This is a genomic window from Alloyangia pacifica (assembly GCF_900116195.1).
In the GTDB taxonomy this organism is placed as follows: domain Bacteria; phylum Pseudomonadota; class Alphaproteobacteria; order Rhodobacterales; family Rhodobacteraceae; genus Salipiger; species Salipiger pacificus.
This window is the reverse complement of the sequence record NZ_FOZW01000006.1, coordinates 177,575-191,643: the sequence shown is the minus strand read 5'-3', so window position 1 is coordinate 191,643 and position 14,069 is coordinate 177,575. Positions and strand designations below refer to the sequence as shown.

General features: G+C 67.4%; 14 protein-coding genes. 4 read left to right on the top strand and 10 right to left on the bottom strand.

What is annotated here, in order from left to right:
• Positions 1–43: 43 nt before the first annotated feature.
• Genes BM397_RS14160 through BM397_RS14150 form a run of 3 tightly spaced genes read right to left on the bottom strand, consistent with a single transcriptional unit; the run spans position 44 to position 2,150 of the window.
• Positions 44–571: a hypothetical protein gene (locus BM397_RS14160; RefSeq protein WP_092425091.1), complete on the bottom strand. Its 528-nt coding sequence runs from the start codon at positions 569–571 to the stop codon at positions 44–46.
• Positions 568–1,425 (bottom strand): GNAT family N-acetyltransferase, encoded by an 858-nt coding sequence (locus tag BM397_RS14155; protein ID WP_092567398.1) that lies wholly within the window; start codon positions 1,423–1,425, stop codon positions 568–570. Before BM397_RS14155 ends, BM397_RS14160 begins: the two co-directional genes overlap by 4 nt.
• Entirely contained in the window at positions 1,422–2,150 is a 729-nt protein-coding gene (locus BM397_RS14150; RefSeq protein WP_092425095.1) for a 16S rRNA (uracil(1498)-N(3))-methyltransferase, read from the bottom strand. The genes BM397_RS14155 and BM397_RS14150 overlap by 4 nt, the downstream gene beginning before the upstream one ends.
• Positions 2,151–2,162: 12 nt before the next feature.
• Here BM397_RS14150 and ubiA point away from each other — a divergent pair, with 12 nt between their 5' ends.
• The 3 genes from ubiA (at position 2,163) to BM397_RS14135 (ending at position 5,505) form a co-directional block, all read left to right on the top strand.
• Complete coding sequence (gene ubiA / locus BM397_RS14145; RefSeq protein ID WP_245696077.1) at positions 2,163–3,131, top strand: 4-hydroxybenzoate octaprenyltransferase; 969 nt, start codon at positions 2,163–2,165, stop codon at positions 3,129–3,131.
• 62 nt (positions 3,132–3,193) lie between these two features.
• Entirely contained in the window at positions 3,194–5,179 is a 1,986-nt protein-coding gene (locus BM397_RS14140; RefSeq protein ID WP_092425099.1) for an OmpA family protein, read from the top strand.
• On the top strand, positions 5,176–5,505 hold the full coding sequence (locus BM397_RS14135) for a hypothetical protein (RefSeq protein ID WP_092425101.1): 330 nt from the start codon (positions 5,176–5,178) through the stop codon (positions 5,503–5,505). The genes BM397_RS14140 and BM397_RS14135 overlap by 4 nt, the downstream gene beginning before the upstream one ends.
• 257 nt (positions 5,506–5,762) lie before the next feature.
• Here the strand turns inward: BM397_RS14135 and BM397_RS14130 are convergent, their stop codons facing one another.
• The 7 genes from BM397_RS14130 to dctP form a co-directional block, all read right to left on the bottom strand.
• Positions 5,763–7,277 carry an aldehyde dehydrogenase (NADP(+)) gene (locus tag BM397_RS14130; RefSeq protein ID WP_092567397.1) on the bottom strand — a complete coding sequence of 505 codons (1,515 nt, stop codon included), beginning with the start codon at positions 7,275–7,277 and terminating at the stop codon, positions 5,763–5,765.
• A gap of 328 nt (positions 7,278–7,605) precedes the next feature.
• Positions 7,606–8,331 (bottom strand): ribonuclease activity regulator RraA, encoded by a 726-nt coding sequence (locus BM397_RS14125; protein WP_092425105.1) that lies wholly within the window; start codon positions 8,329–8,331, stop codon positions 7,606–7,608.
• 23 nt (positions 8,332–8,354) lie between these two features.
• Positions 8,355–10,088, bottom strand: a complete 1,734-nt coding sequence (gene araD / locus BM397_RS14120) for an L-arabinonate dehydratase (protein WP_092425107.1) — start codon at positions 10,086–10,088, stop codon at positions 8,355–8,357.
• Positions 10,089–10,093: 5 nt separating this feature from the next.
• Positions 10,094–10,261 carry a hypothetical protein gene (locus BM397_RS29345; protein WP_176806657.1) on the bottom strand — a complete coding sequence of 56 codons (168 nt, stop codon included), beginning with the start codon at positions 10,259–10,261 and terminating at the stop codon, positions 10,094–10,096.
• A gap of 10 nt (positions 10,262–10,271) precedes the next feature.
• A complete protein-coding gene (locus BM397_RS14115) occupies positions 10,272–11,588 on the bottom strand; it encodes a TRAP transporter large permease (RefSeq protein ID WP_092425109.1) in 1,317 nt (438 codons plus the stop codon).
• The gene (locus BM397_RS14110; RefSeq protein WP_092425111.1) at positions 11,578–12,099 is read right to left on the bottom strand and encodes a TRAP transporter small permease subunit; all 522 of its coding nucleotides are present in this window, start codon (positions 12,097–12,099) and stop codon (positions 11,578–11,580) included. Before BM397_RS14110 ends, BM397_RS14115 begins: the two co-directional genes overlap by 11 nt.
• A 74-nt stretch (positions 12,100–12,173) precedes the next feature.
• Positions 12,174–13,199 carry a TRAP transporter substrate-binding protein DctP gene (dctP, locus tag BM397_RS14105; RefSeq protein WP_092425113.1) on the bottom strand — a complete coding sequence of 342 codons (1,026 nt, stop codon included), beginning with the start codon at positions 13,197–13,199 and terminating at the stop codon, positions 12,174–12,176.
• 135 nt (positions 13,200–13,334) lie between these two features.
• Between dctP and BM397_RS14100 the strand changes: the two genes are divergently transcribed.
• Entirely contained in the window at positions 13,335–14,060 is a 726-nt protein-coding gene (locus BM397_RS14100) for a GntR family transcriptional regulator (protein WP_245696078.1), read from the top strand.
• Positions 14,061–14,069: the final 9 nt, after the last annotated feature.

The following is a 14,069-nucleotide window of genomic DNA, read 5'->3' as shown; positions in this document are numbered from 1 at the left end:
CTCTGGTGTCGAAGGTCAGGGATGGAAGGAACCGAAGCCCTTGTCAATGCAGACGGAGGATGCGGTTTTGTGCATTGGCGCGCTGCCAGATGAGCACCGGTGCGGAGCCGCCCGCCATCATCTTCGAGAGCATCCGCTCGGTCTGCAGCCCGGGCAACTGCGCGAAGATGTCGAAAAGATGCTCCGACCCTTCGGCGGTGAGCGGAATCGCCAGAGTGGTGCCGTCCTCGCTGCGCAACAGCCAGTGTGGCGGTTTCGCGGTTGGATCGAGGGTGAGGGCGGTGAGGCTGCCGAGGTCGGCGAAGCCGCCGGTGAGCGGGCCGAAATAGCTGATCCGCCCCTCGACCACCTGCACCATCCCCGGCCCGCCGGTGCCCGTGCGGAAGCGCGCGCGCTGCACCCCGGCGAAGGTCAGTGCTGCCCCGATGGCCGCAACGATCCATCCCAGCAGCGCCAGCAGCCCACCGGTAAACAGCGCCCAGTAGAGCCCGAGCGCCATCGTTCCGGCCCCTGCCAGCACCTCGCGCCAGCGCATCAGCGTGGCTTTGGCTTCGGGACGCAGGAAGCTCATGCGGGTGCTCCTGCCGTCTGCGGGTGGTGCAGAACCGCGACCCTATAGCCTCCGATGTGCTCGAAGCCGATCGCCTCGTAGGCGCGCGCCGCCGCCGGGTTGTTGGCAAAGAGCACCGCGGTGCGGATCCCGCGGGCCCGCGCCTCGCAGAGCTGCGCATGGACCACGCGCCGGCCTCGTGCGGCGTTGCGCAAGGCGCGGGGCACGAAGACGCCGCCGATCTGGACGATGTCCGCGACCTCGGCGTTGAAGTCAGTCATGGCGGCGGGGGTGCCGCCTTCGATCAGAAGGCGCAGCGCCGGGCGGTCTATGCTTCGCTCGGCGCGCGCTCGGGCTTCTTTGCGGGCGGCTGCATCGGTGCCGCCGATCCCCGTATCCACCCCGTAGTCGAAGAACCAGTCGGCGAGCAGGTCCATATCCTCTGGTCGGGGCGGGCGGATGTGGTCCGGGCTCTCTGCCATCGCGGCGAGGTCGAGCCGGTAGAGCGGCTCGACGTGGTTGAGACGGAAGGTCTCCACACCAAGTCCCATCGCGTCGATCAGCCTGGCCGAAGCATCCGGCGGGCCGGTGACCGCGGCAACCGGCTGGTCAGCGATGGTCCCGGCATAGGCACGAAACACCTCGGCGGGAGCGTCCGGGGCTTGGCACATCACATATCCGAGGGCAGTCCGGCCAAAGGCGGCGCGGATCGGGCCGCTCTCGGGCCAGACGTGGACGGTCGTGGCATAGGGGTGCGAGCTGTCGCCGAGGCCCGCGACCGCGATATTGCCGCGCAGGAACATCGATGTCTCGGCGTGCTGCGAAAGAGATCTTTCAAGCGCCGCCGCATCTCCCGGCAGGGCGCGGCGGATCATGCCCAGTCCCCGCAATGCGCCTGCCAGAGCGTCAGCGCGGCCACCGCCGCCGTATCGGCGCGCAGGATTCGCGGGCCGAGCGCGATGGCCGTGGCCTGCTCCATGCCATGCAGCCTCGTACGCTCCTGATCGGAAAAGCCGCCCTCGGGACCGATCAGCACCGCCCAGGGTGCGGGGTCTCCAGCGAGCAGCGCGACGTAGTCCGTGCCGCCCCCGGCCGATGCCTCGTCGCAGAAGAGCAGCCGGCGATCGGCCCACTCGGCCATCAGCCGGTCCAGCTTCTGCAGCTCGGCGACCTCGGGAACGAAGGTGGCGCCGCATTGCTCGGCCGCCTCGACCGCATGCGCCTGCAGCCGGTCCTGCCGGATGCGCTCGGAATTGGTGAAGGCGGTCTGCACTGGTACGATGCGGCGCACGCCGAGCTCCACCGCTTTCTCGACGATGAAATCGGTGCGCGCCTTCTTGATCGGCGCGAAGAGTAGCCAGAGGTCGGGCGGCGTGCCTTGCGGGCGGGTCTGTTCCACGCAGGTCAGCGTGCCGCCACGCTTCCCGGCCTCGGCCACCTCGGCCAGCCATTCGCCGTCGCGCCCGTTAAACAGGGCAACCGGCGCGCCGACCGGCAGCCGCATCACGGAAAAGAGATAATGGGCCTGCTCCCTCGCGAGAGCGACCGGTTGTCCCGCGCCCAGCGGGTCGTCTACATACAGGCGTACCTTAGCAGTCATGAGGCGGACCATATGACCCATCCCGGCGCAGCGCCAGATCCCGAAGGACAGGTCTCCGACGCGGTTCGGGGAAACTGGGTGGATCACCACGCCCCGGCCTGGAGCCGACCCTACCTGCGCCTGTCGCGCGCCGACCGGCCGATCGGCACGTGGCTTTTGCTGCTGCCCTGCTGGTGGGGGCTTTTGCTGGCGATGGTTGCCGACGGGCAGGCGCGCTGGTTCGACCTGTGGATCTTCGCTGGCTGTGGTATCGGGGCGATCCTGATGCGTGGCGCCGGCTGCACCTGGAACGACATCACCGACCGCGACTTCGACGGCTCGGTGGCCCGCACCGCCTCGCGCCCCATCCCCTCGGGGCAGGTGAGCGTGAAGCAGGCGCTGGCCTGGGCGGTGATCCAATGCCTGATCTCCTTTGCCATCCTGCTGACCTTCCCGCCGATGGCGATCCTGCTGGGGATCGTGGCGCTGGGACCGGTGGCGATCTACCCCTTTGCCAAGCGCTTCACCTGGTGGCCGCAGGTCTTCCTCGGCATCGCCTTCAACTGGGGCGCGCTTCTGGCCTGGACGGCGCACAGCGGCAGCCTCGGCTGGCCCGCCGTGGCACTCTATTTCTCGGGCATGGCCTGGACGCTGTTCTACGACACGATCTACGCCCACCAGGACAAGGAAGACGACGCGCTGATAGGGGTCAAATCCACCGCGCGGCTCTTCGGCGACGCCCGCACCCCGGCGATGCTGGCGCGCTTCCTGGTGATCTCGGTAGCGCTCATGGGGATCGCCGTGGTGCTGGCCGCGCCGCATGGCGAGATCGGGCAGCTGGTGATCCTGATCGCCGGCCCCTGGGCCTTCGGCTGGCACATGATGTGGCAGATGCGCAAACTCGACGTGAACGACAATGACGTGCTGCTCAAGCTGTTCAGGGCCAATCGCGACGCCGGCCTGCTGCCCGTGCTGTTTTTCGCCGCTGCCCTGTTGGCATGATTGCGCCGACCTGGGGCCGGGCGTATCAGAGATAAAAATATGATCAAGAAAGGGACGCATTGATGCGCCTTTCCGGCTATCTCATTCCGGCAACCGCCTTTGCTGCCGCTGCGGCGCTCTGCGCCGGCACCGCCTTTTTCTCGATGCAGATGATCGAGGCCGCATCGCGGCAGGATGTCGCCGACGCGCTGGTGCGCGATGGGCAGGACTGGGCCGAGGTCGACGTCAACGGCTTGCAGGTCTTCTTGATCGGTACCGCCCCCGACGAGGCGGCGCGTTTCCGCGCGATGACCGTGGCCGGCTCGGTGGTGGATTCCGCCCGTGTGATCGACCAGATGCTGGTGGCCGACGCCGAGGCGATCGAGCCGCCACGCTTCTCGATGGAAATCCTGCGCAACGAATCCGGCATCTCCGTCATCGGCCTCGTGCCCGGCGAGACCGACCGCGAGCGCCTTCTGGACCGGCTTTCGGGGATGGTCAGGGACGAGCAGCAGGTGGCCGATCTACTGGAAGAGGCCGATTTCCCCAGACCCGAGGGCTGGGCTGCCGCGGTGGACTTCGCCGGTCGCGCGCTCGAAGACCTGCCGCGCTCGAAGATCTCCGTCTCAGCGGGGCGGGTGCACATCAAGGCGATGACCGACAGCGAGACCTCGCGCCGGGAAATCGAACGCGAACTGCTGCGCCGGGTGCCGCGGGGCGTCGAGCTGACCCTCGACCTGTCCGCGCCGCGCCCGGTGATCACGCCATTCACCCTGCGCTTCGTGATGGATGAGGAAGGGCCGCGTTTCGACGCCTGTTCCGCCGATACCGAAGCCGCGCGCGACCGCATCCTGAACGCCGCGGGGACCGCGGGCTTCGAGGGCAATGCCAACTGCCGCCTCGGGCTCGGCGTGCCCTCGCGCCGCTGGGGCGAGGCCGGGGCCATGGCCATCGCGGCGGTGCAGGAGCTGGGCGGCGGATCGGTCACCTTCTCCAATGCCGATGTCTCTCTGCTGGCGCTCGAAGGCACCGATCAGGCGCTTTTCGACAAGGTGGTGGGCGAGCTCGAGGCAGGACTGCCGCAGGTCTTCGCCCTGCATGCCACGCTGCCCGAGCCGCCGCAGGAGACCGACCAGGGCCCGCCCGAGTTCACCGCGACCCTTTCGCCGGAGGGCGCCGTGCAGCTGCGCGGCCGGATCAACACGGATATGGCGCGCGAAACCGCGGACAGCCTCGCCAAGGCGCTGTTCGGCTCCGAAAGCGTCTATACCGCCGCGCGCGTCGCCGAGGGGCTGCCCGCCGGCTGGTCGACCCGCGTGCTGACCGGGCTCGAGGCGCTGGGATATCTCAGCAACGGCGCGCTGCGCGTGACCCCCGAGCTGGTCCGCGTCTCGGGCAATACCGGCAACAAGGACGCCAACGCCGAGATCGCCGGGCTGCTGTCCGAAAAGCTCGGCGACGGCGCCGACTACGAGATCGACGTCACCTACCAGGAAAAGCTCGATCCCGAGCTGGGCATCCCGACCCCCGAGCAATGCGAAGCGCAGATCGTGGAGCTGATCGGCGATCGCAAGATCAGTTTCGAGCCGGGATCGGCCAATCTCGACTCCTCGGCGAAGGACATCATGGACGATCTCGCAGAGCTGCTGAAGCTCTGCGGCGACATCCCGCTCGAGATCCAGGGCCACACCGACAGCCAGGGCCGCGAGTCGATGAACGAGGCGCTGAGCCGCGACCGCGCGCAGTCGGTGCTCGATGCGCTGCGCAATCGCCGCGTCCTGACCTCGAGCTATCGCGTGAAAGGCTATGGCGAAACCCTGCCGATTGCGGATAACAGTACGGAAGAGGGCCGCGAGGCGAACCGCCGCATCGAGTTCAAACTCGTGCGGCCGGAACCCACCGAAGAAGAACCGACCGCGCTCGAGCAGATCGAGCAGGAGAGCGCCGAAGGCGCGCAGGACGCGGGGCAGGATGCGGGCCCCGGCGAAGAAGATGACGCCGCGCAGGACGACGCGGCGCAGGACGAGGCAGGCACGGGCGAAGCTGGCATGGAAGGGGCAGAGGAATGAACCGGACGGAATTCGTGATCGCGACGGCGGTCATACTCTTCGTGGCCTTCTGCATGGGCTGGTTCGCCAACTGGCTGGTGCATCGCTTCAAGCGTGTGGCGCAGGCAGATGTCGACCAGCTCGAGAAGATGAGCCGCGAGCTGCACGAAGCCGAAGAGACCCGCGACCAGGCGATCACCTATCTGCAGCAGCGCGAGGCCGAGCTGACCAACCAGCTGGCGCAGACCGAGGCAGAACTGTCCGCCGCCATGGAAGGCCTGCGCGAGGCCCGTCACGAGGCCGAGGACCTGCGCGGCATGCTGGAACGAAAGAAGGGTTTGGCCTGAGCACCTGGGTCTGACGCTCCTCCGTGGCAGCGCAGGGCTGAATGCGGCGAAGCAAGGCGGGGCGGGGGCCTCGCCTTTTTGTTTGCGCGCCAGATGGGGGCTCTGCCCGCGCCCTTCGGGCGCCCGCGGGATATATCTGGGTCTGGACGAAGAGGCGGGCGGCCGGCGGCTTCTTCTCTTTGCAAATACGCATGGCGGCACGCAGACGCCCGCGCCGCCGGTGGGGCAGCGCGGGCGCGTTTCGGTTGCCGGGCGGTTTACTTCAGATCGCCGGGCAGCAGCGCGTCGGGCAGGTTCTGGTAGCTCACCGGGCGCAGGAAGCGGCGGATCGAGAGCGTGCCGACCGAGGTGGCGCCGAAGTTGGTCGAGGCGGGGTAAGGCCCGCCGTGCACCATCGCGTCGCAGACCTCGACGCCGGTGGGGAAGCCGTTGACCAGCAGTCGGCCGGCCTTGCGTTCGAGCACCGGCACCAGGCGCTGCGCGAGGCCCGTATCGCCTTCGTCCATGTGGATCGTGGCCGTGAGCTGGCCCTCGAAGCCGCGGGCGAGCTCTTCCATCTCGTCCGCGCCGGAGACCCGCACCACGAGCCCGAGCGGGCCGAAGACCTCCTCGCCAAGTGCATGATCCTGCAGGTAATTCGCCGCGTCGGTCTCGAAGAGGTTGGGCAGCGCGCTGCGGCCCTCGCTGTCGGTGGTCAGCACCGGTTTCACCGCATTGCGGCCGTCAAAGCGCGATTTACCATCTTTATACGCCTGCGCGATACCATCGGTGAGCATGCATTGGGCGGATGCGCCCTTCAGCGCCTCGGCGGCGGCGGCGACAAAGGCGTCGCCCGCCGGGCCCGTCTCCACCACGGCGATGCCGGGGTTGGTGCAGAACTGGCCGGCACCCATGGTCAGGGAGCCTGCCCAGCCGGTGCCGATCTCGGCGCCGCGCGCCTTCATGGCTTCGGGAAGGAGGAACATCGGGTTCACCGAGCCCAGCTCGCCGAAGAAGGGGATTGGCACCTCGCGCTGCGCGCAGAGGTCAAACAGCGCCCGGCCGCCACCAAGCGAGCCGGTGAAGCCGACGGCGTTGATCAGCGGGTGCTGCACCAGCGCCTGGCCGACGTCGCGTTTGCCGCCCTGCACGAGCGAGAAGACGCCCTTGGGCATGCCGGTCTTTTCGATCGCGGCGAGGATCGCCTCGGCGACGATCTCGCCGGTGCCGGGATGGGCTCCGTGGCCCTTGACCACCACCGGGCAGCCGGCGGCCAGCGCTGCGGCGGTGTCACCGCCGGCGGTGGAGAAGGCGAGCGGGAAGTTGGAGGCGCCGAAGACCGCGACCGCGCCGATCGGGCGCATCACCAGCTTGATGTCGGGGCGCGGCAGCGGCTGGCGGTCGGGCAGCGCTTCGTCGTGGCGGCGGTCGAGGTAGTCACCCTTGAGGATGTGGCTGGCAAAGAGCCGCAGCTGGCCGGTGGTGCGGCCGCGCTCGCCCTGCAGGCGGCCTTCGGGCAGGCCGGTTTCCTGCGTGCCGATCTCGGTGATCGCCTCGGCGCGGGCCTCGATCTCGTCGGCGATGGCATTGAGAAACTCGGCGCGGGCTTCGCGGGTGGTGTAGCCGTAGGTCCAGAAGGCCTCTTCGGCGGCCTTGCAGGCCTGATCGACCAGCGCCGGGGTGCCGACCGAGAACTCGTGGCTCGGCCCATGCGCCGGCTCGGAGGCGAAGGTGGTCTCGCCGGCCACCCAGGCGCCCGCGATCAGATGTTTGCCGTGCGGGGTGAAACTCATGTCTGTCTCCTTGGAGTGGGAGGGATCGGGGAATGGGACGGAACGGGAATGGAGGTTCCGTCAGGAGGGCCCGGGCGCAGGGGTTGGGGGGGGCGGAGATTTGAGGCCGGGCGGTGAAGGCCCCGAGGTGGGCCCCCGGAGGCTACCCCTCGGGGCCCGGGGCAGAAAGGGGGGCGGATAGAAGGCGTGCATCCGCTGCGCCCTTGATCCTCCCCCGATGCGCCTGCATCCCCTATCGGGCCGGTGAACCGTCGCGTACGCCGCTTCATCGTCCTTCCGAGGGATCATCCGGCCCCGGATCGTCTGATCCCGGTTCTGTGGCCCTCAATCAGCGCCCGGTCTTCTCGCGCCAGGCCTCGTATTTCTTCTGGTTCTCTTCCTTGGTGCAGGGATAGAGGCCGATGATCGGCGCGCCCGCCAGCACCTCCTCGAGCACGAAGTCCTCGAAGCTCTCCATACCCGCGCAGACCTCGGCGATCTCGTCGGCCAGATGCGCGGGGATCACCATCACGCCGTCGCGGTCGCCTACCAGCACGTCGCCGGGGAAGACCGGCGCGTCGCCGCAGGCGATCGGCACGTTGATGTCATAGGCCTCGTGCAGGGTGAGGTTGGTGGGTGCGGACGCGTTTGCGCAATAGGCCGGCATGTCGAGCTGGCCGATGCCATGGGCGTCGCGGAAGCCGCCGTCCGAGACCACGCCGGCGCAGCCGCGCACCGCGAGGCGGGTGACGAGGATCGAGCCGGCAGTGGCGGCGCGGGCGTCCTTGCGGGCGTCCATCACCAGCACGTGGCCCGGCGGGCAGGTCTCGACCGCCACGCGCTGCGGGTGATCGGCATTGCGGAACACCTCCAGCGGGTTGCGGTCCTCGCGCGCGGGGATGTAGCGCAGGGTGAAGGCCTGGCCGACCATGTTCTTGTCCTTGGGCGCAACGGGGGTGACGCCTTGGATGAACTGGTTGCGCAGGCCGCGCTTGTAGAGCTGCGTCGCGATCGAGGCTGTGGAGACGCGGGAAAGCTTTTCGCGGGTGTCGTCGGAAAGGATGTAGTCGCTCATGTCGGGTCCTCTGTCCTAGTCCCTCAGAAGATGTCCGGCTCGCCGGTGGGGCGGCCGTAGTCGGATTGCAGGAAGTCGAAGTCGCAGCCCTGGTCGGCCTGGCTGACGTGGCGCGAGAACATCACACCGTAGCCCCGCCCGAAGCGCGGCTCGGGGGCTTTCCAGGCGGCACGGCGCGCGGCGATCTCCTCCTCGGGGACGAGCATATCGAGCCGCCGGGCGTCCAGGTCGAGCCGCACGATGTCGCCGGTCCTGAGCAGCGCCAGCGGACCGCCGACAAAGCTCTCCGGGGCGACATGCAGCACGCAGGCGCCGTAGGAGGTGCCGGACATGCGCGCATCCGAGATGCGCAGCATGTCGCGGTGGCCCTGCTTGATCAGAGCCTTGGGGATCGGCAGCATGCCCCACTCGGGGAAGCCGGGGCCGCCCTGCGGTCCGGCGTTGCGCAGCACCATCACCGTGTCGGGGGTGATCTCGAGGTCCTCGTCGTCAACCGCCGCCTTCATCTCGGGGTAGCTGTCGAAGACCAGCGCCGGCCCCTCGTGCTGGTAGTACTTGGGATCGCAGGCGGCGGGCTTGATCACCGCGCCGTCGGGGCAGAGGTTGCCGCGCAGCACCGCCAGCGAGCCTTCCTTGTAGACCGGGTTCGACAGCGGCCGGATCACGTCGTCGTTGAAGACCTGCGCGCCCTCGAGGTTTTCGCCCATGGTCTTGCCGGTCACCGTCAGGCAGGAGGTGTCGAGACGGTCCTCGATCTGCTTCATCAGCGCGCGCAGGCCGCCGGCGTAGTAGAAGTCCTCCATCAGGTAGTCCTTGCCCGAGGGGCGGACGTTGGCGATCAGCGGCGTGCTGCGTCCCAGCGCGTCGAGATCGTCGAGCGTCAGGTTGACCCCGGCGCGGCGCGCCATGGCGATGAGGTGCACGACCGCGTTGGTCGAGCAGCCGGTGGCCATGGCGACGACGGCGGCGTTGCGGCAGGCGGCATCGGTGATGATCTGGTCGGGGGTCAGGTCCTCCCAGACCATCTCGGTGATGCGGCGGCCGCAATCGGCGGACATGCGCATGTGGCCGGAATCCACCGCCGGGATCGAGGAGGCACCGGGCAGCGTCAGCCCCATGGCGTCGGCGATCGCGGTCATCGTAGAGGCGGTGCCCATGGTCATGCAGGTGCCCGCCGAGCGGGCGATGCCGCCCTGCACGCCGAGCCATTCCTCGTCGGTGATATTGCCGGCGCGGCGCTCGTCCCAGTACTTCCAGGCGTCCGAGCCGGAGCCCAGGATCTTGCCCGCGTAATTGCCGCGCAGCATCGGCCCGGCGGGCAGGTAGATCATCGGCACACCGGCCGAGATCGCGCCCATGACGAGGCCAGGCGTGGTCTTGTCGCAGCCGCCCATCAGCACCACGCCGTCGAGCGGGTGCGAGCGGATCATCTCCTCGGTCTCCATCGCCAGCAGGTTGCGGTAGAGCATCGAGGTCGGCTTGGTGAAGCTCTCGTCGACGGAGAGCGAGGGCATCTCGACGGCAAAGCCGCCGGCCTGCGCCACGCCGCGCTTGACGTCCTGCACCCGCTCGCGGAAGTGCGAATGGCAGGTGTTGAGTTCGGACCAGGTGTTGAGCACGCCGATGATCGGGCGGCCGCGGAAGTCCTCCTCGGCGTAGCCGAGCTGCATCATCCGCGACCGGTGGCCGAAGCTGCGTAGGTCGTCGGGCGCGAACCACCGCGCCGAGCGCAGGGTGTCGGGGGTTTTCTTGGTCATAGGTCTTATCCCGTGAAGGCGAAGATCAGCCAGCAAACGAAGAGGGTGAAGAGCAGTCCGGCGACTTCGGGCCAGTTGCCGAAATCATGGGCGTCCTGCTGTTCCTCGGCCGCGTATTCCGGGGCCGAGATGTCTTCGTCCTGACGGGTGAGGTCGTCGTCGGAGGGTTTCATGTCTCTCTCCTCAATCCAGCATCGAGGGCAGCCAGAGCGCCAGCTCGGGGATGAACAGCACCAGCATCAGCCCCACGAACTGCAGCGCGATGAAGGGCAGCACGGCGGCGAAGATGGTCTGCAGCTCGATCGACTTTGGGGCCACGGACTTCAGGAAGAAGCAGGCGGGTCCGAAGGGCGGCGACAGGTAGTACATCTGGATGTTCATTGCGAAGAGCACTCCGAACCAGACCGGATCGAAGCCGAGTTCGATCACCACCGGCGCAAAGATCGGCACGGTGATGAAGATGATCGCGATCCATTCCAGGAAGGTGCCGAGCACCATGACGATCAGCATCATCACCACGATCACCCAGATCGGGCCGATGTCGAGCGAGGTCAGCACCCCGCGCAGGAAGTCGCCGCCGCCGATGCGGTTGTAGATGCCGATCAGCGAGACCGCGCCCAGCACCAGCCAGATGATCGAGCCGACGGTCAGCACGGTCTGGCGCATGGCGTCGCGGGCCATTTTCCATTTCAGCTCGCCGCGCACGGCGGCCACGACCAGCGCGCCCACGGCACCGATGGCGGCAGCCTCGGTCACGGTTGCGACGCCCGAGTAGATCACGCCCAGAACGGTGCCGATCAGGATGCCGGGCAGGATCACGCCCTTGAGGAACTTTAGCCGCTTGAAGAAGGGCAGGCCGGTCTCGGGGACATCGTAGATCGGTGCCATGGCCGGGTTCAGCCGCACGCGGACCAGGATGTAGGTGATGTAGAGTGCCGCCAGGATCAGCCCGGGCACCGCCGAGGCGGCAAAGAGCTTGGTGATCGAGACCTGCGCGGCGAGGCCATAGATGATCAGCACCACCGAGGGCGGGATCAGCGTGGCCAGCGCGCCGGCGGCGCAGATGATGCCGATCGACAGTTTCTTGTCGTAGCCGAGCCGCAGCATCTGCGGCAGCGCGATGAGGCCGAGCATGACGATCTCGCCGCCCATGATGCCGGACATGGCGGCCAGCACCACGGCCACGATGCAGGTCTGCACGGCAACCGAGCCGCGGAAGCGCCCGCCCATGATCGCCATGGAGTCAAAGAGCGAATTGGCGATGCCGGATCGTTCGAGCACGTTCGCCATGAAGACGAAGAAGGGCACCGCGATCAGCTCGTACTTGTGCAGCACCTCTCCGACGTTGGCGGCGACGATGAAGAAGCCGGCGCGCTCGCCGAAGTAGAGGATTGCCGTGCCCAGCGAGACGGTCAGCGTGGTGATGCCGAGCGGCACCCCGAGCGCCATCAGCGCGAGCAGCGAAACGATGATGAGAAGGGTGATGATTTCAATGCCCACCGCTGACGTCTCCCTCGGTGTGCTGGGCCCAACGGATGATGTTGGCGAGCAATTGCAGCAGGTAGAACGCGCAGCCGACGACGATCAGCACCTTGAGATAGGTGGGCTGGACCGAGTTCATCGCGGTTCCGGAGTATTCGGTGCGCGACAGCACCTTCACCGCCGGCTTCCAGAGCGCGGCGGTCAGTACCGCGACAGCGCCGAAGGCGATCAGCATCTGGAAGAGCCGGAACAGGCGCCAGACGCGCGGGCTCACCAGCAGCTCGACCATGGTGATCGAGATGTGGCGGTGGCGCTGCGTGACATAGCCGACCGACAGCACCCAGGCCGAGGCGCAGAGGGTCATCGCCAGCTCGGTCGACCACAGGGTCGGGCGGTCGAAGCCGTAGCGCATCACCACCTCGAGCGCCGAGGCGACGATGCAGGCAAAGAAGAGGACAGAGCAGCCATGCCCGATGAACACGCTTATGCGGTCCATCGCGTCGGCATAGCGGGCAAGAAAGCGTTTCATCGCGTCTCCCCGGAATGTGCAGGAGGGGTGGGCCGCCCAGGGAGCAAGGAGGGCGGCCCGATGAGCCCGAAGGCTCAGTTCTTGAACAGGCCGATCTCGGTCATGTAGGCGATGTTGGCGTCCAGCGCCTCTTTCGCCAGCTCCGACTTCTCGGCGTATTTCTCCCACTCGACGCGGGCGACGTCGCGCAGCTTGTCGCGGTCTTCCTGCGCCCAGTCGATCACCTCGATCTTGTCGCCCTCGTCGTCGCGGGCGGCGAGTTCGGCATCTTTCTTCGAGACTTCCTCGGCCATGGCGAACATCGCGTCGTACCACCAGGTGCGCAGCGCCTGCTGGTCTTCCTCCGACAGGCTCTCCCAGGTCTCGGTGTTCAGGGTGAACTGCATCGACGGCATCGAGTGGATGCCCGGGTAGAGCGGGTAGGGGGCCACGTCGTGCAGGCCGGTCGCGTCGTTGTTGACGTAGGCCGAGGCGTCCGCGGCATCGACGATGCCCTTTTCAAGCGCGCCGAAGACTTCCGAGAAGGGGATCGACACGGGCGAGGCACCGGCGGCGGAGAAGACCGCGGCGGCAAGCCCCTCGGGCGAGCGGATCTTTTTGCCTGCGAGGTCTTCGAAGGTGCGGATCGGGGTGCGCGCGGGCAGCGCCTCGCGCGAGTAGGGGCCGCAGGCGACCACGTGGACTTCGCCGCCGGTCACCGCGTCGGCGGCCTTCTGCATCATCGCCTCGCCGCCGCCGTCCTTGCAGAAGCCGAGCATCTGCTGCGGGGTGTCGTAGCCCGAGATCAGGTCGCCCATGATCGCATAGGCGGGCTCAAGCCCGGCGAAATAGTTCACCGAGGTGAAGTCGCCGTCGAGCACGCCCGCGGCCACCGCCTCGGGGGTTTCCTTCGCCGGAACGACCGATCCGTTCGGGGTCAGCACGATCTCGATGCGGCCGTCGGTCATCTCGGTGATCTTGGGCAGCCAGTTTTCGGTGATGAACTGGGTCGAGAAATCCCCGGCGTTGAACGAGGTCTGAATGTTGAGCGTCTGTGCCTGCGCAGCGGCGGCCAGGGCCGAAACCGACAGTGCCAGAATGGCGGTTTGGGTGAGTTTCACGTCTATCCTCCCAGAAAGAATCGCGCGGGCATTCCTCGGGCCCGCTGTCCTTGTACTAATATATTAGTGTATCTGTGGCAAGGATGGTTTATCGTTCGGACTTGAAGCAATGGGGAGTCGGAGGCAGAAGCTGATATGAAGGCCAAGGAGGATCCGGTGAAAGACATGGCAGGCGGACCGTTTCAGGGTTCTGGTCGGGGACAGGTAAAACGCCAGTCCGCGAGCCAGCAGATTCACGAGGCGCTGCGCCTTCGGATCCTTTCGCTCGAGCTTGCGCCGGGCCAGAACCTGTCGCGCAGCGAGATCGCGGACTACTACGGCGTCAGTCAGACCCCGGTGCGCGACGCCATGATGCGGCTCGAGGAAGAGGGGCTGCTGATGATCTTCCCGCAGTCCAAGACCGAAGTGTCGAAGATCGACGTGGCGCAGGCGCGCGAGACGCAGTTCCTGCGCATGTCGCTCGAGATCGAGGTGGTCAAGCGGCTGATCGAGGCGCAGGATCCTGGGCTTCTGGCACCGGTGGACGATCTTCTGGCGCAGATGCAGCGGGCCTTCGAGGAGGGCGACCTTCAGCGGTTCGCCGAGCTGGACAGGCACTTTCACCGCGCGCTCTTCGAGGCGGCGGGCGTGGCCCCGCTCTGGGAACTTGTCACCGGCCGCTCTGGGCATATCGACCGCCTGCGCAAGCTCAACCTGCCGGACCCCGGCAAAGCGTCGGAAATCCTCGGCTACCATCAACGCATCGTCGCCGCGATCCGCGCCGGCAAGGCGGTCGAGGCAGAAGCGGAGGTGCGCGGCCACCTCACCGGGACGCTGGCCAAGGCGGACGAAATTTCCGAGCGACACCCCGAGTATTTCTGACAATCCAGC

Coding starts and splice junctions, on each gene's coding strand:
- BM397_RS14125 (WP_092425105.1), bottom strand. CDS start 8,331: ATGAGCGACTACATCCTTTCCGACGACACCCGCGAAAAGCTTTCCCGC.
- BM397_RS14140 (WP_092425099.1), top strand. CDS start 3,194: ATGCGCCTTTCCGGCTATCTCATTCCGGCAACCGCCTTTGCTGCCGCT.
- BM397_RS29345 (WP_176806657.1), bottom strand. CDS start 10,261: ATGAAACCCTCCGACGACGACCTCACCCGTCAGGACGAAGACATCTCG.
- BM397_RS14130 (WP_092567397.1), bottom strand. CDS start 7,277: ATGAGTTTCACCCCGCACGGCAAACATCTGATCGCGGGCGCCTGGGTG.
- BM397_RS14100 (WP_245696078.1), top strand. CDS start 13,335: ATGAAGGCCAAGGAGGATCCGGTGAAAGACATGGCAGGCGGACCGTTT.
- BM397_RS14155 (WP_092567398.1), bottom strand. CDS start 1,425: ATGATCCGCCGCGCCCTGCCGGGAGATGCGGCGGCGCTTGAAAGATCT.
- BM397_RS14135 (WP_092425101.1), top strand. CDS start 5,176: ATGAACCGGACGGAATTCGTGATCGCGACGGCGGTCATACTCTTCGTG.
- BM397_RS14110 (WP_092425111.1), bottom strand. CDS start 12,099: ATGAAACGCTTTCTTGCCCGCTATGCCGACGCGATGGACCGCATAAGC.
- araD (WP_092425107.1), bottom strand. CDS start 10,088: ATGACCAAGAAAACCCCCGACACCCTGCGCTCGGCGCGGTGGTTCGCG.
- BM397_RS14160 (WP_092425091.1), bottom strand. CDS start 571: ATGAGCTTCCTGCGTCCCGAAGCCAAAGCCACGCTGATGCGCTGGCGC.
- BM397_RS14150 (WP_092425095.1), bottom strand. CDS start 2,150: ATGACTGCTAAGGTACGCCTGTATGTAGACGACCCGCTGGGCGCGGGA.
- ubiA (WP_245696077.1), top strand. CDS start 2,163: ATGACCCATCCCGGCGCAGCGCCAGATCCCGAAGGACAGGTCTCCGAC.